Source organism: Seonamhaeicola sp. MEBiC01930 (genome assembly GCF_045277075.1).
Taxonomy (GTDB): domain Bacteria; phylum Bacteroidota; class Bacteroidia; order Flavobacteriales; family Flavobacteriaceae; genus Seonamhaeicola.
In genome coordinates this window covers 3,386,209-3,407,414 of record NZ_CP104270.1, presented here as the reverse complement: position 1 = coordinate 3,407,414, position 21,206 = coordinate 3,386,209, and the positions used below count along the sequence as shown (strand labels likewise).

Sequence of the window (21,206 nt, the reverse complement as noted above, 5' to 3'; positions counted from 1 at the left end):
GGGTTTTTTTTTATTTTTTAGAATTTCTTCTTTTTATAGATAAAGGCTTTAATGGTTTTCTTGTGTATCCAAACAAACGATAATCTTTAATTAAATCTGCGGTTCCTTCTGGTAACATATCTTCCCAACCTGGTTCACCACTATCAATCATGTCTAATGCTTTTCTAGAGAAAATACCCATTATACTTTTATCATAGTCCTTGATATCTATAACCTTTCCATTGTATTTAAAGAATTTGTAAAGTTCTTTCATACGTGGATAAACCTTCAAATTTTCGCTAGTAATAAGCTCACCTGTTTTAGCGTCTTCCATAGGATATAGGTATACTTTTAAATCTTTAAAGAATAATTTACCAAATGCCTCTAGAATTCCACCGCTAATATGACGATAATACTTCTCATCAAAAATGTCTACAAGGTTACTAACACCCATAGCTAACCCCATTCTTGCTTTGGTGTAATTAGAAAAATACTCTACAACTTTATAATACTCCTGGAAGTTGGAAATCATAACCGAGTGTCCTAAGGCACAAAGTAAATCAGCTCTATCTATAAAGTCTTGTTCGTCAATTTCACCTTCTGCTCTTAAGTTAGAAAGTGTGATTTCAAAAACAACTACCGTATTATTCGGGTCAACTTTCTTTTCATTTGTAAACATTTCATATGATTTCTCATACATAGCCATGTTTACCTTGGTTACGGGCCTGAAACTTCCTCGTAATGCTAAAATATTTTTTTTATAGAAAACTCTTGCTGGTAAAACATTTGTTCCATCTGGCCCAAAAACTACGGCGTCCGTCATACCATTTTTAACCAGTTGCAGACTCATTAACCTGTTGTCTACATTCTTAAAAACAGGCCCAGAAAAGTTAATAGTATCTATCTCTAATTGATCCTTGTCAAGGTGGTCATATAATTGCTTTAATAATTTCTTAGGTTCATTATACAAATAAAAAGCACCATAAACTAAATTAGTACCTAATGTACCTAAGGTTTCTTGCTGCAATCTAGCATCTGTTTCTTTAAACCTTAGATGAAGAATAATTTCATTATAGTCTTGTCCCGCTTCAACTTGATATTTAATTCCTACCCAACCATGACCTTTAAACTGCTTCGCGAAATCAATTGTGGCTACAGTATTAGCATAAGTAAAAAATATTTTATCTGGATTTTTGTCTCTTGTAATTCGCTCCTCCATTAAATTCATTTCATGGGTAAGCATTTTACGCAATCTAGATAGAGTTACATATCTACCATCTTCTTCTGAACCATAAATAGCATCACTAAATGATTTGTCATAAGCAGACATGGCTTTGGCAATAGTACCTGAAGCGCCACCAGCTCTAAAAAACTGACGACATGTTTCTTGACCGGCTCCAATTTCTGCAAAAGATCCGTAAATATTTTCGTTTAAATTTATACGAAGAGCCTTAGATTTTATTGAAGGAATATCATCAAAATCTCTATCTCCTTTAATGGTTATATCCATATAATTAATAGGTTGTATGCGTTATACGCAAAGGTATTAAATAACTATAGTAAACAAAAAAATAACGCTATTTTTGTGTAAACAATAATGCTGTTGAAAGTAACATTTTTAGGTACAGGTACATCACAAGGTATTCCGGTAATTGGAAGTAAGCACCCAGTTTGCTTAAGTGAAAATCCCAAAGATAAAAGATTACGCGTTTCAGTTTTAGTTGAATGGGATGAGTTTGCTTATGTGATTGATTGTGGTCCCGATTTTAGGTTTCAAATGCTTAGGGCAGGCTGTGAACAATTAGATGGTATTTTGTTTACTCATGAACATGCTGATCATGTTATGGGGTTAGATGATATTAGGCCTTTTTATTTTAGACAAGGTGATATTCATGTTTATGGGCATAAGCGCGTGTTAAAATCGCTTAAAAAAAGATTTGACTACGTGTTTAAAACTAAGAATAAGTATCCTGGCGCTCCTGGAGTGATTTTGAACAGACTTAAGAACGAGGTGTTTTCAATAAGTAGTTTAAAGGTAGTTCCTATAAAAGGAAAGCATGGCGAATTACAAGTTTTTGGTTTTAGGTTTAACAATTTTGCATATTTAACAGATATGAAAACTGTTAGTGAAAAGGAAATTGAAAAAATTATAAATGTGAAGGTTTTGGTGGTTAATGCATTGCGTATAGAACCACATCATTCCCACTTTAATTTAAAAGAAGCCTTAGAATTTATAGAGAAAGTAAATCCAGAAAAGGCATATTTAACTCATATAAGTCATTTTTTAGGTTTTCATGATGAGGTTGAAAGAGAGCTTCCGGATAATGTATTTTTGGCCTATGACGAATTACAAATAACCATATAATTATGAAACAAAGAATTTTTATTTATTTGTTTATCTTTTCAATGCTTCTTGTGTTGTTTCAATATGTAAACTCTAAGCGCATTTTTGAAGATTTAAATAATAGAATGGAAAAAAAGGATACCAGGCTTGAAAGATATAAAGATTCTTTGAACAGTATTCAGGATGCGTTTTTAGAGGCTTCACATTTTAATTTAGCTAGAAACGAGGATGCTATTAGTTATTTTGAAGAAGAAGGCTTTAGAATTAATGAATTAATTCCCTTGATAAAAGACAGGTTGTATGAGTTAAATGAGGTAAAGGGAGAGCATCCAATTGTGCCTTATGGTTCTAGTGAAGGACGTAAAATGATGATTAACACCGTAAAACTGTTAAATCATAAATGGATTATTGCAGATTTTTCGGATGGGGAATTTTGGGGTGAAGTTTTATTGGTTTATGAAATAGATAAAAACAATCAGGTTGCTTTTAATTTGGTAGAATCATTTCTTTATCCTTTTGATTAGTTTGTCCTGTAAGCAATTCCTTTTTGTTTTTTAGTTTCTCCAACATAAGAATATTCAAATGTATAAGAACTATCAGTAGTAGTTAGTATTTTTAAATGAATATCTTTTTTTTCTGCTAGATTTTTTGGGTTTATGGTTTTAAATACTACCTCGCAGTCATTTATCCATCGTAATTGAGAAGAATCAATCTTGTTGTTATATCTTTCAATTTGCAGGTTTTTGGTTCTAACAAATTCAGATTTAAATATTTCATTGTTAATAATAACTTCGCTATGAAATTCGCCAGTTTTAAAATCTGTACAGTTTCTTTCAATATTATAACAGTTGAAAAAGTTTAAAAAAAGAAACAAGTATAAAAAACGCATAGAATTAAATTTCAATACAAAACTACTAAAGAAAGTTAATTATTAAAATTTTTAAAAGTTCCATCTGAATAAAAAATAACAATACGTTCTATTGTTTTATCATCAACATTAATTTCAGATTTTGCTTTAAGTGCTTTTTCGTGTTCAGAAACAACTTCTTCAATTTCATTTTTTGCTTCAACATTATTTTGGGTTGAAGGAAAAGAACCTTTCCCGTTTAGTAACCAATATAGTTCAACCTCAGGATAGGAGGAAAGCACTTTTAAAACAAACTCTAAACTAGGCTTATTTCTGCCAGATAAAATATGAGAAATACTAGACCTCTGCACCTCAATTTTTTCAGCAAAAGAAGATGCAGATTCACTGTGGTGCTCCATTACTTTTTTTAGTCTTTTAGCAAATTCTATTGTGTTTATCATTGTAAATTGGCGCTAGTAAAAATATTGTTTTACAAATGTAACAAATAGTATTTAAATTAAAAGATTTAGTGCTAACAAATATGTATATAAATTAATTTAAAACTTTATATTATAACATATAATATACTGATTAATAAGTAGATAAATATATTTTATGTTGATTAATCGAGTTTTGTGATAAAAACTTATTATTTCTGTATACAATTGTAATCAAAACATATAAATTTAGCTGTTTACATTTGTAAAATTGTAAATGTTTACATTTGTATTTTAAATAAATATGATGGATATAGAAGAATTAAAAAATCTATTTTTGAACCACAAGGAAAAAGCCCTTTTTGGTAGATATATTACTAATGATAATATAGAACCATTGCTTAAAAATTTTGTTGATTTATGGTCAGTTGATACTATTGGTAAATCGGTATTAAATGAACCAATTTATGGTGTTAAATTAGGTAACGGAAATAAAAGAGTTTTGATGTGGTCACAAATGCATGGAAATGAATCTACCACAACCAAAGCATTGTTTGATTTATTTAATTCTTTAAAAGATGACACTAACCTGGATTATATTTTAAAGGCATGTACTTTGTATATAATTCCAATATTGAATCCAGATGGAGCTAGGGTTTATACAAGAATAAATGCAAATGAAGTAGATTTAAATAGAGATGCACAGAATTTAACGCAGCCAGAAAGTTTGGTACTGAGAAATGTTTTTAATGAATTTAAGCCACATTACTGCTATAATTTACATGGGCAGCGTACAATTTTTAGTGCTGGTAAGACTAATAAGTCTGCAACTGTATCGTTTTTATCTCCAGCTCAAGATGAGATTTGTTCAGTTACCCCAAATAGAAAAATAGCCATGGAGGTTATTGCGGTAATGAATAAGGCGCTGCAGAATGTTATACCAAAGCAAGTGGGAGTTTATGATGATGCATTTAATCTAAACTGTGTAGGAGATACGTTTCAGAGTGAAAATGTACCAACTATTTTATTTGAAGCAGGTCACTATGAAGGCGATTATGACAGAGAGTATACTAGGGAGTTAATTTACTCTTCTTATATAAAGTCATTAGATTATATTTCAAAAAATAATATTGATGGTAGTAATTATAAGTTTTACTATAATATTCCTGAAAATGAGAAGTGTTTTCTAGATATTATTATTAGGAATGTTAGTGGTTACTCTAAAGAAGGGTTGGTAGATATAGGTATACAATTTAAGGAGACCTTGTGTGGTAATAGTTTGAAGTTTGTTCCAATTATTGAAAAAATTGAGAAGTTAGAAGCTTTTTATGGTCATAAGGAATTGGATGCAAAAGGAGAAAGTGTATTCAATATTGAAAGGAAAAAGTTACAAGTAGGTAACGAAAACGTTTTCGTAATATTAATAAATGAGAAAATCGCATTAATCCCAAAATAAAATGCATCGATTATGTGTAATCTTTAATAAAAATGTATTAATTTTGATTTTTATTTAAGAATAATCAATTATGGCTAAAATGAAATTAGACGAAATAGACCACCAAATTCTTGATATGCTAATAGATAATACAAGAATTCCATTCACAGACATAGCAAAGAAATTATTAATATCAGCAGGTACGGTTCATGTTCGTGTTAAAAAAATGGAAGAATCAGGAATCATTAAAGGGTCTTCTTTAATGCTAGATTATAAAAAACTTGGTTATTCATTTATTGCCTATGTTGGGGTTTACCTTAATAATACTTCTCAAACAAAATTTGTTTTGGAACGAATAAATGAAATTCCTTATGTTACGGTAGCTCATATTACTACAGGAAAATTTAACATTTTTTGTAAAGTTAGGGCCAGAAGTACAGAGCATGCAAAAGAGGTTATTTTTCTTTTAGATGACATTGAAGGAGTTTATAGAACTGAAACTATGATATCATTAGAAGAAAGTATAAATGATAAAAAGCGTTTAATGCATTCTATTTTTAATGATTTGTAATAAAATTAGAGTATTTATAAAAAGTTTTAAAGCCCTTAATTAAGGGCTTTTTTTTGTAATTATAATAATTATGCTTTTTAAGTATATATTTTGGTAATTTAAAGAAAAATTTGGAAGTCAGTGCTTAATTGTTCGATATTTGAGTTTGAATTTTTATATAGCCGTATATGGTATTTAATTCTATAGAGTTTTTTATTTTTCTTCCATTCGTTTTCTTTCTTTATTGGCTGGTGTTTAAAAAGAAACTCCAACTTCAAAATGCTTTTTTACTTGTTGTTAGTTATGTTTTTTATGGTTGGTGGGATTGGAGATTCCTTTCTTTAATATTCTTAAGTACTACAGTAGATTTTTTTGTTGGTCAGAGAATTTATTCTAATAGTAAAGATTCTAAACGAAAATTTTGGTTGTGGACAAGTGTTATTTTTAATGTAGGTTTATTAGGTTTTTTTAAATATTACAATTTTTTTGTTGATTCTTGGGTAGATATGTTTAATACTTTTGGGTATAGTATTAAGAGTTCATGGACACTTAAAATTATATTACCAGTGGGTATTTCATTTTATACATTTCAAACCATGTCTTACTCCTTTGATATATATTATAAGCGTTTAAATCCTACTAAAGATTTTTTATCATTTGCAGCCTTTGTTAGTTTTTTTCCACAACTAGTCGCGGGTCCAATTGAAAGAGCCTCAAATTTATTATCTCAAATTACAAACAAAAGAGTTTTTAAATATAATCAATGTGTAGAAGGACTAAAGTTGATATTATGGGGGTTGTTTAAAAAAGTAGTTATTGCAGATTCATTGGCTCCAATTGTTGATGATATTTTTATGAATTATTCTACTTATCCTGCTTCAACTTTAATATTAGGTGTAACCCTGTTTAGTTTTCAAGTATATGGAGATTTTAGTGGGTATTCTGATATAGCAATAGGTACGGCAAAATTGTTCGGTATAGAACTTATGTCTAATTTTAAATTCCCTGCATTTTCAAGGAATGTTGCAGAATATTGGCAGAGGTGGCACATATCGCTTTCAACTTGGTTTAGGCATTATATATATATACCTTTGGGTGGATCCAGAGTAAGTAAGCTTAAGTCGGTAAGGAATATTATTATAATATTTTTGGTAAGTGGATTTTGGCATGGAGCAAATTGGACTTTTATTTTCTGGGGAGCTTTTCATGCTTTGGCTTTTATACCTGTTTTTTTACTTGGAAGAAATACCATTTATAAAAACAATGTAGTAGGTGAGAACTCTTTCTTTCCATCATTTATTGAGATTGGTCAAATGATATTAACATTTGGCATTGTTACTTTTTCAAGAATATTTTTTAGATCAGAATCTATTACGGCTGCTTTTGAATTTATAAAAAATATTTTTACTAACTTTTCATTTGAAGTCTATAATCATCCTATGGGATATAGGATGATTGATTATTATTTGCTAATAGCTGTATTTACATTATACGAATATAGGATTAGGAAAGATGAGCGTTCTCCATTTAAGTTTAAAAATAAATTTGTTCGCTTTTTTGTCTATGCATTAGTTATTTTAGGAATGATTTTATTTTATGATGATGGAGTTGATAGATCTTTTATTTATTTCCAATTCTAATAAAATACTTTATTATTTATTTTTCCTTAAAAAATAAGGCATTAATAAACTTAGTTGATAGGGGTGAAAAAAATAGAATTAGGAACCAAGCGATAAACAAACTTATACCATAATCATATTTCCAGTTTATTGAAGATAAATAGGTTCCAATTATGCAATCAAATATAAAAAGTAAAATATAAAAAGAAGGGCTGTATAATAAAATTTCTTTTATTGCATTAATATTATTAGTTATGTTGCCATCTTTATTGAGCTTAATAATATTTTCCTTTAATTTACGGTTCTCTATCCAGACTATTTTATTATCAAAATCGAAAAAGGAAATTAATTTTCGAAATGATTTCATTTTATTACTTTTAAAATTTATAACTAATTCTTTTTTAGGCCAATTTAAAAAACCTATTAAAACAATTAATAAAGAGTCAATAAAATGACCAAATCTAATCATTGTGAATGAAAACAATGTCATATGGAAAACAATAATAAACCACACAGCTTTAATTCTAAATTGTTTAAATAATAATAATATAGCTATCATTAATTCTGTTGTAAATGCAGTAATAGATAAAAATTTGGCAAGAATAAGATTTGGCATATGACTATAAAAGTATATATAAAAAGTATTATTGCGGGCATTAAAAAGCCAATTATGCATAAAATCACCAGACCACCAATCTGCATCTAATATTTTATGTAATGAAGCCCCAAAATACACCAAACTTAACTGTAAAATTAAAAGGTATGGAACAGATTTACGATTACTTAATCCTGCAAGAACTAAGGCACATCCACAAATCAAAATATGATTATAGTAATTTGGTATAGATGCCAGTATTGAAATTATTACAACACAACCCAAAATAAGACTAGATGTTCGGGTTTTAAAATTAAAAAATAATGAAACAGAAGCCATAGCAAACAGAAAGCGCATAGTGTTCTTGAAAACACCTGGAAAACTGTTAAAAATATCTAGTGAAGGAATGAAAGGAATGAAAGGATCAATCAATTTATCTATATAGCCATGATAAATAAGCAATAGAACTAAAAGTTTACACATTAACAATAAGTTAGGGTGCATAGGTGTGTTCTCAAATTTTAGAAGCTTTATGAATAGACTGTTTTTTATTTTAAAATCCATATTTTTTCAGGATGACCGTTAATAGAATATTTTATTGTTATTTCAGCTTTGTCATTTTTACCATAAGTTGATTCATATTGTTCAATCAGAGAAAAAATATTAAAAATAGATCGTTGTTCCCAGCCGCTCATCTTATACTTGTACCTTTCTTTAAGCTGGTCAGAATTTAATATTTTGCCATTAATTTTGCCAGTTGCTTCAAATTTTGTTTGAATATCATATGGTGCCCAACAAAAAAATCGTAAAGGTGTAAATCTAGAATAAACAATTCCTGCAATTTGTAAGATAAGAAATAGGGCTCCAATAATTAATCTTAATTTCATTTTAAAAGTCTTTAATTTTTATGTAGGCATTTTTAAAATTTCTAGTTTCTGTTTTAAAAATTTAAAAACACTTAATTTCTTATAACAATATTTGAATAAGGAGTTCCAATCTATAAGGCAAAAACATATTAAGCGATATTGTCTAAATGATATACCCATTAAAGCTCCAATTGATAGGTGGAATAATATTGCAGAAAACAAATAAATATTTCTGTATTTTGAATTTATAAATACTATAAATCCAAGTAATTCAAATAAAAGAGATCCAATAGATAGGGTAATTACTAATAATTTATTGTTGGCAATGTAATCAGCAATTTTGTTATTTAGCTTCAATGTTTGAAAGTTTCCATATGTATGAGCAATAAAACCAAATTTATCTTTCCATTTATCATTTTTTGCAATATCATTATTACCAATTATTAATTGAATATCTCCTTCATTATATTTTAAGGTCCTTTCCTTTAAATAAAAACTGAGTGTTGATCCATCTAACCATTTAATACCATTACCATATCTTAACTTTGATACTCCAGCTGTAAAATAGGTTATAATAAGTAACAATAGAATTAAGTTAACACTCCATTTGGGATTAATAGAATATTTTAATGGTTTCTTTTTTAGTATTTTATGTAATCTTAATATTGCGTAGTCTAAGGATATTTTCATGGTTCCAGGAACCAAAGCTAGTATTAAAATAACCTGACTAGGTAATGAAAGATGGTGGTCAAATACTCCGAGTCCTTCAGTAATTCCTAGGATGTAAAAGCTTAAAAATGCCAGGATTAACAAACCAAAACGTCCAAGAAAACCAATTGAAGCACAAATGGTTGTAACTATAACTATATATTTTAAATGATAAAATAAGTCGTTATTGAGATGGAGAAAAAAATCAGGTAATAAATTTAAAAAATAAGTATTTGAATATTCATATTGTAAATTGTTGTCTAAATCAAAGATAAAATAAAGTTCATTAAGCAATTTTTTACCCATTAAAATTGAAAGGCAAAATCTTAATATACTTAAAGGTTGGTTTAAGAAAAATTTGGTAATACTATAAATTTGCCCTATTATTTTCATACAAAGAGTAATATTTGCCTTTTTCTATGCTATAAAATCCAATTATTTCAAATTCACTCAAGTTTTGTCTTTTTGAATTTACTTTTTTTACCATTAAATTAATTTTTAATAGTTCAAGGTTTTGTTTTTCATTTAAATAGTTGCTGAAATTTCTAAAAAAACTATTCATACGTTGGTTAAAAAAAATCTCATTTTCAGTTAACCTATTACTAAATGGAGAAATATTTTGAGTAGACCCATAAACTTTACTAAAAAAATGCCTAATAAAGTGGTCTTCAGGCCTTCCATAATAATCTTTTAAATCAATTTTATTTGAAACAGTTTCTCCTTCAAATTTTAGTAAATACAAATCTGTTTCATCATTGATATAGTGTCCAAACATTGGAGCACAAGTATAAGGAAAGCTTTCTATACCTAAAATAATTGTATAAATGTTTGGAACCAATATAAAGGTTGCGATAAGTGTTGGATATATGCTTTTTAAGTGTTTCATTTTTTAAAAAGGAAACTAAAGATTAATTATTTTACATTTATTTTGTTTTATAAACTTTATATCTTTTAAAACTCATATATTCCTTAAAAATACCTGAATTTATAAACATATTATTACACCATGGATAAAAATAAATAACAACTATTTTTCTAGGTACGCTGTAGTAACTTTTTTTTACGTTTTCAATAAAAGTTTCCATTGGAGCCCCATTAAATGGGTTTGAGAGGAAAAAATAATTGTATTTATCCAAATTAGTTAATAATGTGGCATCGCTTATGTAAATATTAATTCTATTCATATTTACATTTAATTTTTCAAGATTATTTTTGGCAATTTCACATAATTCCGAGGACATTTCAACCCCATCAACATTATTAAAAGGGAATTTGGTTAAAGTATAAAGGCTTTTACCTTTACCTGAGCCTACATCTAGTACAGAATCATTTTTATTTATTTTCAATTTTTCAAGGATTTTTATTAATCTTTTCATACCACCAGTTTGATAGCTTTGATAAGGGCTTTGTTTATAACCTAATTGCCTATCATTTACTTGAGTAGCAAAATCAAGTCCTTTTCTTTTTTCTAGCATAGCTTGAAAGAACTCAATGAACTTACTATAAGAATCAAACACCTCCCAGTATATTGTACGTATTATACTTTTAGCCTTTATTATTGTTTTTGATTTAAGATTTAACTTCATAGTTTCATAAAATATATAAACATTTAAATTTAGTCTTTAATAAATTATTTTAATTTTTAATTCGTTGTACTGTAAACTATTTGGTTTTACCGTTTCTAATTAATATTTTGTATAAAGAACCTTTTGAGTTCAAATAAAAAGTGTTTTTTTCTGTAGGTTTATAAACGGCAATTTCATTCATATTTAGTCTATGACTATATAAAAAATCAAAAACAATTTTTCTTAATCCAAATTCATTAGACGCATTTTCTATAAAATTAATTTTTTTGAAGTTACTTAAATTAATATTTTCAATTTCCGCTAATGAGTATGAAAATGAATTGTTTTTAGCTTTTTTGTTCAAATTGTTTTTGATTTTCTTCCTTATACCATCAGCATTTATTTCTTTTAATTTGTTTTTTAAATTTATTAATAGAACTTCTCTTAGTGCTATTATTTTCTTTAAAATATTCCCTTTAGGGTATAAAATATGCTGCTCAAAACCATAAAAATAATTGCTCCATCTACGCTTGTATTCAAGATCACCATAGGCCATATCTAATAGCTTGCACGATTGAGCTAAGGACCACTCTAGCAGCTTATATATGGAAATATTACCTAATGCAAATTTTTCAAAATCTATATCATAAGATGGTACAGATATAAACATGACATCTTTTCTGTGGAAATTAATACAAATATGTACTGGTTTTTGATTAACATATATAACAAACATTGAAGCTTCTTTAGAATTTATCAAGGGAAATGTATCTTCTAAATAGTATTCCCAATCAAGCAAAACATGAGTTTTAGTGTTTTTTTGATTAAACCTTTTTTCCAGCATCGTTTTTAACTCACTCATATGGAAATCATATTCTTTCTGGGATATTTTTCCATAAAACATTTTATAAGTAGGCGTGAAACAAGTTTCAAATCGGTTTAAAAACCTATTGATATTATTTCTAAACTTTTTTTTATAATTACTTTGTAAGAATGTTTTAATATCTCCTGGAGAGTCTATTTTAATGGCATAACCAGTTATTTTTAATTGAGGAATTTTTTTAATACATAACTTTTTATGATTACGAAAATGTGGTTCCAAATAATCAGGGAACAACGATATGCTATGTGCATTTAAGGAGTCCCCTGGTTCATCTTTTTTAGTATCATTAAAAAAGACGGAATTGTCAATTTGACTTATTAATTTAATATAGGCAGAGGGGACTGAATTTTCCTGAGTTAATGATATGTAGAAAGTAGTTTTATTCACTAATTTTAATTTATAGTTTTTAAGAAATGTCTATTACCAATTTCGCTATTTTCTTGTTGCCATAAAAAAAATAGGTTTGATTACTATTTTCTGATTTATAAACTTTAATATTTGAAATGTTTTCATTAGCTGTGTATAAAAAATCATAAAGAGGCTTTTTTAATTGTTTAAAGCTTGCTTTTTGGTAATTAATTTCCTTAAGTTTTTCTATGTTGTTTGTTGTATCAATATTTTCAATTTTATATTTTATTGACTTATTATTAATGCTCAATTCACCTTTATATTTAAACTTTAAATAGATAGCCTGAAATATCTCTAATAAGATATGGGCTTTAATTAACTTTAGTAAATTTTTAAAACCAATAATTGCCGAAAGAAATTTCGAAATTAAATAGGAATTTATATTGCCTTTTTTTGCATAAATATGACTTTCAAAAACATAATTTAAATCACACCATTTTCTTTTGTACTCTAACATTCCAAAAGTCATGTCATAAACATCATAGTTGTTTTTTATACACCATTCTAATTCTTTATAAATTGAGATATTTCCTAAACCAAATTTTAAATAATCAACGTCAAAACAAGAAGTGGATGAAAAAAGAATATTGTTAAAATGAAAACTAAAAGAAATATCAATTGGTATTTCGTTATCATATATTACACTTAAGGAAGCTTTTTTTGTTTTAATAAGTTGAAAATAACTCTCATAGTTATCTTTCCATGTAAGTAGTGTAAAGTTTGTTTTTTTTAATTGCGAAAACCTAACCTCTAGCATTGACTTTAAAGTGTTCATAAGAAAGTAAAATTTTTCTTTTTTAATCTCTCCGAAGTACATTTTATGTGTAATATTAAATGAGGATTCAAGGCGTTTTACATACCTGTTTATATTAGATCTATATTTGGCTTTAAAATGGCTTTTTAAATATTCATTAATATTATTATATGAGTTTATGGAAATTGCATTTCCAACATTTTCTCTTTCATTTATTTTTTTTAAGTTATAATTATCTTTATTAAACAAGCTTATATCAATATAAGAAGGCACCACTCCTAGATAGTATACTAATGGTAAATTACCAATGTTTTTTCCGCCCTTTTTATTTTCGTAGAACAAAACCCCTGAATGCTTTAAAAATAAATTAGAGATATACGGAGGAATTATTCCATTTTCATGAAAATCATAATAAAAATCATCTGATTCTATTAACTTCATTATAAAATTATTTTAATGTGTTTTTTTGAACACTCTTTCTCCCTTTAAAGAAAAATGTACTCTTATTATCATGATATACAGTAACGTCATGTATAAATTCAAAATTTAAAAATAGATAATCAAAAAAATATTGCCTTAGAAAAGAATAATTAGAATTATTTATGTCGATTTTTTTTAAATCAAACTCATTAATAGGTTCTTCTTGTTTTTGGATATCGATAGAAACGATGTTTGAATTTTTATAATCTATTTTCTTCCTTACAAAGTACTTTTTATAAATTCTATTTATTTTCCATTTCTTGGCTAATGGAAGAATCTTATATATAGATTTTAATTTTAAATACAATAGTTGTGCTTTAATAGAAATTAAAATACTTGAAGAATCATAAATAATGTGGTTTTGAAATTTATAAGATCCATTTCTAAAACGCTCTTTGTAATAGAAGTCCCCCTTAGACATGTCTATAATTTCAAAGTCGTTTTTTATAGACCAATCAATAACTTTGGTAAGGGTAAGAAAACCTAATTTAAACTTTGAGTAGTCTATATTATAAGCTATTACTTCAATGTAAATCGTTTTTTTAAAAATGGTATTTATATAAATTGAAATGGGTTCATGTCCATTATAAATAACAAAAATCGCCGCTTTTTTTTCATTTATTAATTTATAGGTCTTTTTGTAGCGTTCTTCCCAGTAGTCCAGTTCTTCCCAATATGAATTTTTTTGAGCCAATCGCCTTTTAAGCATTAACTTGTAGTCATTAAAAATCTTGTCATATTGACTTTGGTCAATATCTCCATAGTACATTTTATAAGTAGGCTGAATACAAGTATCTAGCCGTTTATAACATCTTTTTATATTAGAACGTCTTTGAGAGCTTATTTCTTTCTTTAAATATTCATCAATGTTATTATAATCACAAATATTTATTAATGACCCTTCATAAGTATTTACAATTTTTCTTTTAATACTCTTAGGTAATGAGATTAAGGTGGTACTTAAATAATTTGGCACCTCACTTAGGATTAAAAGCTTATTCTTGATTAAATTATTAGAGTTAGAAGATGATACAATTGATTTTGTTTCAAGGTTGTAGACATATGAAAATAAACTATCAATACATTCTTTCTCTAAAATATCTGTGTAAAAATCTTTTCTTATCAACTGTGTTTATTTACTTAATTAATTTAGTTACACTTTATGTTAACTTTTCTTCACTTTCCTGAATACGTTTAAAAAAAACAGATAACAAGAATAGATAATCATAATAGGGTCTTTTAAGTCATACTTTAAATTAGTATTATGCCACAAGAATTTAAATTTAAACAAATAGCTTTTATCATTTTTTATTTTTTTGTAAAAACCCTCATCGCTTAAATATTTTATTTGTTTATATTTTGGTATAGGAAACTTGATTCCTTGATTGGTAAGAATATGCAATTTAGGAAAGTTAATGCCTGCAACTAAAGATCCTTCTAATGATTGCCAATATCTTGCATTAATTTCTATTACTTTAAAGTTGTTATCTTTACTATCATACCTTAAATCAATATGTGCTATTCCATTCCAGTTAAGAGATTTCATTAAATGCTTAACTGTTTCATGAATCTGTTTTTCATACAAAAAATCAACGCCAATTTGAGCTGAAAAATCTGTTTCTCCATTCATGTTTCCTTTTTGAATGGTATAAGCTAAAATCTCACCATTTTCACATAGCACACTAGAATCTATATCGTAACCATTTATATAATTTTGAATAATAAAATCATTATTGATTTTTGAAGATTCAATGTAATTATTAAACTCAGTAATAGATTCAAATTTCTTTATACCAGAACCACCATGAGATTCTTTTAAAGGTTTAATAATTATTGGAAAAGTTAAGCCCTCTAAATCCAATGATTTATTATATATTATGGTTAGGGGGCAGGGGATATTATTATTTACTAAATGTTTATAAAGCAAGTATTTATTGGTACTAACTTCATATGTTTCAATATTAGGAAGTAATATGATTTTGTTTTTAAAACTAAAAACATGTTTGTTTCTAATAAGAAGCAGGTTGCCGCTATCACTTACAGGAATAACTAAGTCTATTTTAAAATTTTCAACAGCGTTTTCTATGATAGAAACGAAATTAAACTCTTCAATGTTCTGTTTTTTATATAATACAAGTTTTTTTAAATACCGAGTGTATTTTAACGTGTTATCTTCGCTTGATAATGCATAAACATTAACATTGTCAATTTCATGTAAACAATGCAAAACTCCAAAACATAATCCAATTTCTTCAGCATCTGGAATTAATATATTCATATCAATCTTTTTTTTGTATTAACCCTTGATTAACAATATAATCTACAATTGTTTTAGATATAACTTCTCTACCCTTATTATTCCAATGCATATCGAAAATTAAAGTTGTTGGTTTTTTTGATGATTCCATTGCATTCCCAAAATCTAAATATTTATAGTTCTTATCTAGCAAATGGTTTAAAAAGATTTTGTTAGTATTTCTAACGTCAATTAAGAATATGGTTTTATTCTTATTAAAACCAAACTTTTTAACCAGTTCTTTAAAATTATTAATGTATTCTTGATGTTTTACTTTTTTCAAATTTTGATTCTCTTTGTCAACAAAAGAATTAGGTTTATTTGGGGTTTTGAATTTATGTTTTAAGTTCCTTAAATTATCTAGCCACCCAATGGATTCTAAATAGCCTACGAGCTTTATATTCTTTTTTATCTTTGAAAAAGCATAATATTGGGTGTCAATCCAATACTGATCAGGTTCGTATACATTTCTTGTTAAATCGTTTTCAAATTTTAAATATATAACTATTAAATCCATCTTTTCAAATATGTCTTTATATGTGGCTATTAGATGTAGCTGGTCTGCTAAATCATAACCTGCATGACCATATTCAAAAACACTTACTTCATTATTAAGTTTGTTTTCTATTTTTATTCCTATTGAGTTATAGTAGTTTTGATGAAAACCTTCAATAAAAGAATCACCAATTATGGCTAGGTTTATATTATCAGTAGATGGTACGAATTCGCGATAAGAATTAAAACCAGAATCGTTTATATGATATTTAGAAATATTCATACGTCTATTTCCAACGGTATAATATCCAGATTGATTCGGCGCATAGGTTTTAATATTAGAGTTATTAATAATAAACTGAGGTGATTCTTGATGTAAATGAAATACTCGTGTTATTATTTCAAGAAATATTAGAATTAAAAAAGCGTAAAGTATTATTTTTAAGATTAGTGTTTTCATAATTTTAAATTCGTATAACCTTGATTTTTTTTCTCCTATTCTAATAATTTGCAACCACCAGGGAATTCAAATACTCAAATATTATTCGTTTATATTTATTTTAAAGATTAGAAGTAATGATTTAATGGAGTTTTTTGTCTTCATTTTTAACATTTCAAATTGAGCAATAATTCTTGCCCATATCGAGTTTTTTTCATAATACATATGATAGTTAAAGTAATAAGAAGTATTACACCATTTTTTTTTATAATCATAGGCTCCCATTCCTAAATCTAAAAAATCATAGTTATTCTCCAAACACCATTTTAATAGAAGGTAATTATCTAGATGACCTAAACTAAATTGGCTATAATCTAAATCATAAGAATGACTTTCACTATAAAGAATACTATTACTAAAATGCCTGTTTAGTGATATACTAATAGGTTTTTTATCCGCATAAACTACAAATAAAGATGCCTTTTTTTGATTAATTAGGTTATATAAGTTCTTAGTGTTAGATTCCCAATTTTGAATAAAAAGGTTTTTGGTTTTCTTCTCTTCAAACCTCATATTAATCATATTAAATAATGAGGTCGTTAATGAATCACATTTCTCTTTGGTTATATTTCCATAATTATATTCATAGCAAATCTCAAAACTTTGTTCAAGACTACTAATTGCTCTACGCAGATTTTTACGAAGTTGTCTTTTCGTAAATTTATTTAAATATGAATCAACGGTGTAATTCTCATCAAAAAGCATCCCAGCACCCTCTGGACCAATTTGTTTGATTTTTTTATGGATATATGCACTTTGATTTTTTATATAAGTTTCCAAATATGTTGGGTGCAAACTAACTATTAATACTCTATTTAGGGTATCTTCAACTTCTGATTGTTTGTTTAAAATATTTTTATTATTAATAGATATACTCTCATAAAACTGGGGGATAATAGTGTTATGATTATCGAGAAATTTAAATTTATTTGTTTTTGCCATTAAATTTAATCGTTAAACAGTTTAGGAGGTTTCTTATTTTAAAAAGTGAATTTTAGTTATACCAGATTTGTCTTTTAAAAAATAGGTGACTTTTTTTTCCATTTCATATATGTTTATCTCACTTAAATGAATTTTTTTTATATACAGGGTGTCATAAACAATTTTTCTTAAGAATGAATAATCTTCATTTTTAAGTTTAATTAATTTATAAGTATCCTTAATAACATCTTCTTTTTGATTATTAGTTATTATTATATTTTTTTTGCTACTAACTGAATTTCTTTTGGTAGTGTCTTGTATCTCCAAATCATTTTTATTGAAATAATTAGACTTTATTAAATACATAAAAGCTATTAAGTTTCCAAATATAATATTTGGAAAATATTTGTTGTTAAATGTTATTTGATTCTCACATTTATAAATATTATTACACCATTGTCTTTTATACCTTAGGTCTCCATGACCTAAATCAAATATTTTATAATTGTTTTTAAAGCACCATTCTAATTGTTTTGCAATGTCAATATACCCTAATCTAAATTTGGCATAATCAATATCATAGGCTCTAATGTAATCAATGACAATATCTTGGTAAAGGTAATTTACGCATATATCAATAGGAGTCTCTTGATTGTAAATTACAAAAAAAGAGGCTTTTTTGTTTCTAATCAAACTAAAAAGACTTTGTTCATATAATTCCCAATCTTTAATTGCTTGATGTTCATCTCCTCTTTGAGAGAACCTTCTTTCAATCATTTTTTTTAATTCAAAAAATAAAAAGTCATACTCCTGTTTGGTTATGCTACCAAAATACATCTTGTATTTAATATCAAAGCATGTTTCTAGTCTTTTTATATTAGATCTTATTTTGGATCTACTTTTAGCGCCAAACTGTTCAGACATAAAGGTCTCAAGTGAACTAAATTTTTCAATTTTAATAGCAAATCCATTAAACCTTTTAAATGAAAAAGTTTTATAAGATGAGCTATTAATTGTTTTTAAATAAAAAGGTATATAGGAAAGATAATTAATACTTTTATCGTGCTTTTTTATATTTTTTAATTCATACTCCTTACCTAATTCATTGATGGTGTTTTTAAATAAAACTTTATCTATAAATGGATATGACATTTTTTTAGAAAGATAGTCAGAGTAAAAATCATGAACTAAAAAATTAAAAGGAATAAGTTTTTTCAGTACCGCTCTCATAATGCTAATTAAAGATGAGTTATTTTAATATTGTTGTTTTTCCCTTTTACAATATAGCTGTTTTGTTGAGGGGTTTTGTAAACCGATAGATTAGATAGCTCTTCCTTATATTTATACAAAAAATCATAAATAGGTTTTTTTAAAAAGGTGTAATTATCTAAATCTAATTTTGTTTCTAAAGCGGTTGAAATTTCATTAATTATTTCTATTTCAAATTCTGGTTTTATTTTATCATTACTTTTATTGTTTATTAGTTTATCTTTTAAATTATATAAATAATTGTTAACATTTTTGGATACCAAAAAATCAATTATTTTAAACCTGTATTTCAATAAAGTAGGGTATAGTAAGGCAAGTAAATTATTCTTTTTACTAATAATATGACTCTCAAATTTATATATATGATTTGACCATTTTCGTTTATAATCAAAGTCTCCATAGCCCATATCAAAAAGTTTAATATTATTTGAAATGCACCAATCTATTTGTTTATATATTTCAATATTACCTAAACTAAATTTGCTGTAATCTAAATCATATGATGAGATTGAGCTATACATTATTGAGTCAAAATGATAATTAATGGAGACTTCTATAGGTTCGTTTTTGGAATAAATAACAAATAATGATGCTTTTTTCTGTAATATTAGCTCAAAGGTACTATCTAAATAATATTGCCAATTAGTTAAAACCCTATTCTTTCCTTTTCTTTCTTTAAACCTATTAGATATCATTTGGAATAAAGCATTCATTATTGAAATGTATTTTGATTTTTCAATTTTACCAAAATATGTGAAATAGCTAATTTCAAAACATTGTTCTAATCTATTTGTGGCCCTTGTTACATTTTTTTTATGCTGAGAACTACATTCCTTTTTTAAATAATCTAAAGCACTAACAGAACTATTGAGGTTAGCTGAAAAACCTAACTTTTGCCATACTTTTCGTAATTTAAATTCATTTTTTGTTTCAATTTTGTAATCAAAATAATTAGGAAACAATTTGTAACAAGTTAAACCAGAGGTAGTTTCAGTCTTATCATTTTCATTTTTTTCACTAAAAATTATTGTATTATTTACCACCCCTTTAAGTTTATATATCTTAGGCAATTTAGATTTCTCAAATAAGTCTGTATAAAAATTAACTTTTTTAATTACTTTCATTACTATTATTTAATGGAAATTAAATGACTTGATTTACTGCCTTTTATTATAAATGAATTTTGGGATTTAACATCATTATATACCCTTATATCATTGATGTTTTCCGATTTCATATAAACAAATTCAAATACAATTTTTTTTAAATAGCTGTATTCTGGTTGGTTGAAATTTATTTCTTCAAATGAACTTAGATTATCCTCAATAATCTCTTCAGAAGTATAGGTGTTCGAATTTTCTATTTTATCTCTTTTCTTAACAAAATATTTTATCTTATTTAGGTGATCATTGAATTTTTTATTTCTTAAATATTGTTTTAATTGAAAATAATAAAATAAACTATAGGCTATAGTTGTTGCTGTCATTGACTGGGAGTCAAAATAAATATGATTTTCAAAACTATATTTCATATTCCCCCATCTCTCTTTGTAGTCATAGTAGCCTTTTGATAGATCAAACGTTCTAATATTATTATTAAAACACCATTTATAAAGTTCCATTAAATGTACTGTTCCAAGATTAAATTTATAATAATCAATATCAAAAGTTGTAATAGCAAAAAACAAAATATCTTCAGAAAAGTAGTTTAATGAAATAGCAATGGGAGAAGTGCCATTGTAAATAATATATAACGAAGCCTTGTTTTCTAGCATTAATTGGTAAGTAACATCACGATAGAAATCCCATTCCTCAGAGGAAAGATTATTATTAGTTACTTGCTTATTGTTAAATCTTTTGGTTAATATTTTATTAAAGTCATCAAAAATTTCATTGTATTCTTCTTTGGAAATACTGTTAAATATATGTTTGTATTTAACATCAAAACTTCTTTCCAATGTTCTTTTATAACTTTTAAATTTATATCTACTCTTTTTACTAAAATTAGAGGATAGAAACTCATCAAAACCCCCAAAACCATCTAAGTTAGTTAGAAAACCAGGATATTGCGTTGCACTTAGTTTTTTTAGTCTATTATTTATTCCATTTGCTATACCAAAATAACTAGGAACATCATAAATCAAAAATGTTTTTCTTTTATAATCCTTGTGATTTTCTATAATGTAAGACATTCCTTTTGTAAGGTTTCGGCCTATATTTACATAGAGAGGTAATTTAGATGGTTTATAAAAAGAAA

The 21,206-nt window shown here is 26.5% G+C and carries 22 protein-coding genes; 5 read left to right on the top strand and 17 right to left on the bottom strand.

What is annotated here, in order from left to right; genetic code table 11:
- Positions 1–10: 10 nt before the first annotated feature.
- Entirely contained in the window at positions 11–1,489 is a 1,479-nt protein-coding gene (locus tag N1F78_RS14650) for a TonB-dependent receptor (RefSeq protein WP_406683919.1), read from the bottom strand.
- A 93-nt stretch (positions 1,490–1,582) separates the two neighbouring features.
- On the opposite strand from N1F78_RS14650, the gene N1F78_RS14645 reads away from it, so the two are divergent.
- Complete coding sequence (locus N1F78_RS14645) at positions 1,583–2,344, top strand: MBL fold metallo-hydrolase (protein ID WP_406683918.1); 762 nt, start codon at positions 1,583–1,585, stop codon at positions 2,342–2,344.
- 2 nt (positions 2,345–2,346) lie between these two features.
- Entirely contained in the window at positions 2,347–2,847 is a 501-nt protein-coding gene (locus tag N1F78_RS14640) for a hydrolase (protein ID WP_406683917.1), read from the top strand.
- Here the strand turns inward: N1F78_RS14640 and N1F78_RS14635 are convergent.
- Both N1F78_RS14635 and N1F78_RS14630 read right to left on the bottom strand, forming a co-directional pair.
- On the bottom strand, positions 2,844–3,212 hold the full coding sequence (locus tag N1F78_RS14635; protein WP_406683916.1) for a DNA topoisomerase IV: 369 nt from the start codon (positions 3,210–3,212) through the stop codon (positions 2,844–2,846). The two genes, N1F78_RS14640 and N1F78_RS14635, sit on opposite strands and share 4 nt — an antisense overlap.
- A gap of 35 nt (positions 3,213–3,247) precedes the next feature.
- Positions 3,248–3,631, bottom strand: a complete 384-nt coding sequence (locus tag N1F78_RS14630) for a helix-turn-helix domain-containing protein (RefSeq protein WP_406683915.1) — start codon at positions 3,629–3,631, stop codon at positions 3,248–3,250.
- Between the two features lie 313 nt (positions 3,632–3,944).
- Here N1F78_RS14630 and N1F78_RS14625 point away from each other — a divergent pair, with 313 nt between their 5' ends.
- From N1F78_RS14625 to N1F78_RS14615, 3 genes are all read left to right on the top strand, one after another.
- Positions 3,945–5,063: a M14 family zinc carboxypeptidase gene (locus N1F78_RS14625; RefSeq protein ID WP_406683914.1), complete on the top strand. Its 1,119-nt coding sequence runs from the start codon at positions 3,945–3,947 to the stop codon at positions 5,061–5,063.
- 70 nt (positions 5,064–5,133) lie between these two features.
- Entirely contained in the window at positions 5,134–5,613 is a 480-nt protein-coding gene (locus N1F78_RS14620) for an Lrp/AsnC family transcriptional regulator (RefSeq protein WP_406683913.1), read from the top strand.
- A 167-nt stretch (positions 5,614–5,780) separates the two neighbouring features.
- A complete protein-coding gene (locus tag N1F78_RS14615; RefSeq protein WP_406683912.1) occupies positions 5,781–7,232 on the top strand; it encodes an MBOAT family O-acyltransferase in 1,452 nt (483 codons plus the stop codon).
- A gap of 16 nt (positions 7,233–7,248) precedes the next feature.
- Here the strand turns inward: N1F78_RS14615 and N1F78_RS14610 are convergent, their stop codons facing one another.
- From N1F78_RS14610 to N1F78_RS14545, 14 genes are all read right to left on the bottom strand, one after another.
- On the bottom strand, positions 7,249–8,289 hold the full coding sequence (locus N1F78_RS14610) for a hypothetical protein (protein WP_406683911.1): 1,041 nt from the start codon (positions 8,287–8,289) through the stop codon (positions 7,249–7,251).
- A gap of 65 nt (positions 8,290–8,354) precedes the next feature.
- The gene (locus N1F78_RS14605; RefSeq protein WP_406683910.1) at positions 8,355–8,693 is read right to left on the bottom strand and encodes a hypothetical protein; all 339 of its coding nucleotides are present in this window, start codon (positions 8,691–8,693) and stop codon (positions 8,355–8,357) included.
- Positions 8,694–8,711: 18 nt separating this feature from the next.
- Positions 8,712–9,686 carry a hypothetical protein gene (locus tag N1F78_RS14600; RefSeq protein WP_406683909.1) on the bottom strand — a complete coding sequence of 325 codons (975 nt, stop codon included), beginning with the start codon at positions 9,684–9,686 and terminating at the stop codon, positions 8,712–8,714.
- Positions 9,687–9,747: 61 nt separating this feature from the next.
- Positions 9,748–10,266: a hypothetical protein gene (locus tag N1F78_RS14595; protein ID WP_406683908.1), complete on the bottom strand. Its 519-nt coding sequence runs from the start codon at positions 10,264–10,266 to the stop codon at positions 9,748–9,750.
- A gap of 37 nt (positions 10,267–10,303) precedes the next feature.
- Positions 10,304–10,966, bottom strand: a complete 663-nt coding sequence (locus tag N1F78_RS14590; RefSeq protein WP_406683907.1) for a methyltransferase domain-containing protein — start codon at positions 10,964–10,966, stop codon at positions 10,304–10,306.
- 76 nt (positions 10,967–11,042) lie between these two features.
- Entirely contained in the window at positions 11,043–12,215 is a 1,173-nt protein-coding gene (locus N1F78_RS14585; RefSeq protein WP_406683906.1) for a GNAT family N-acetyltransferase, read from the bottom strand.
- Between the two features lie 19 nt (positions 12,216–12,234).
- Entirely contained in the window at positions 12,235–13,431 is a 1,197-nt protein-coding gene (locus tag N1F78_RS14580) for a GNAT family N-acetyltransferase (RefSeq protein ID WP_406683905.1), read from the bottom strand.
- A gap of 7 nt (positions 13,432–13,438) precedes the next feature.
- A complete protein-coding gene (locus N1F78_RS14575; RefSeq protein ID WP_406683904.1) occupies positions 13,439–14,596 on the bottom strand; it encodes a GNAT family N-acetyltransferase in 1,158 nt (385 codons plus the stop codon).
- A gap of 39 nt (positions 14,597–14,635) precedes the next feature.
- Positions 14,636–15,748, bottom strand: coding sequence for an ATP-grasp domain-containing protein (locus N1F78_RS14570; protein ID WP_406683903.1), 1,113 nt, complete (start codon positions 15,746–15,748; stop codon positions 14,636–14,638).
- Between the two features lies 1 nt (position 15,749).
- Complete coding sequence (locus tag N1F78_RS14565; protein WP_406683902.1) at positions 15,750–16,721, bottom strand: hypothetical protein; 972 nt, start codon at positions 16,719–16,721, stop codon at positions 15,750–15,752.
- An 81-nt stretch (positions 16,722–16,802) separates the two neighbouring features.
- A complete protein-coding gene (locus N1F78_RS14560; RefSeq protein ID WP_406683901.1) occupies positions 16,803–17,702 on the bottom strand; it encodes a GNAT family N-acetyltransferase in 900 nt (299 codons plus the stop codon).
- A 33-nt stretch (positions 17,703–17,735) separates the two neighbouring features.
- Positions 17,736–18,833 (bottom strand): GNAT family N-acetyltransferase, encoded by a 1,098-nt coding sequence (locus N1F78_RS14555; protein WP_406683900.1) that lies wholly within the window; start codon positions 18,831–18,833, stop codon positions 17,736–17,738.
- A gap of 86 nt (positions 18,834–18,919) precedes the next feature.
- Positions 18,920–20,074 carry a GNAT family N-acetyltransferase gene (locus tag N1F78_RS14550; RefSeq protein ID WP_406683899.1) on the bottom strand — a complete coding sequence of 385 codons (1,155 nt, stop codon included), beginning with the start codon at positions 20,072–20,074 and terminating at the stop codon, positions 18,920–18,922.
- A gap of 5 nt (positions 20,075–20,079) precedes the next feature.
- Positions 20,080–21,141, bottom strand: a complete 1,062-nt coding sequence (locus N1F78_RS14545) for a GNAT family N-acetyltransferase (RefSeq protein WP_406683898.1) — start codon at positions 21,139–21,141, stop codon at positions 20,080–20,082.
- Between the last annotated feature and the right edge of the window lie 65 nt (positions 21,142–21,206).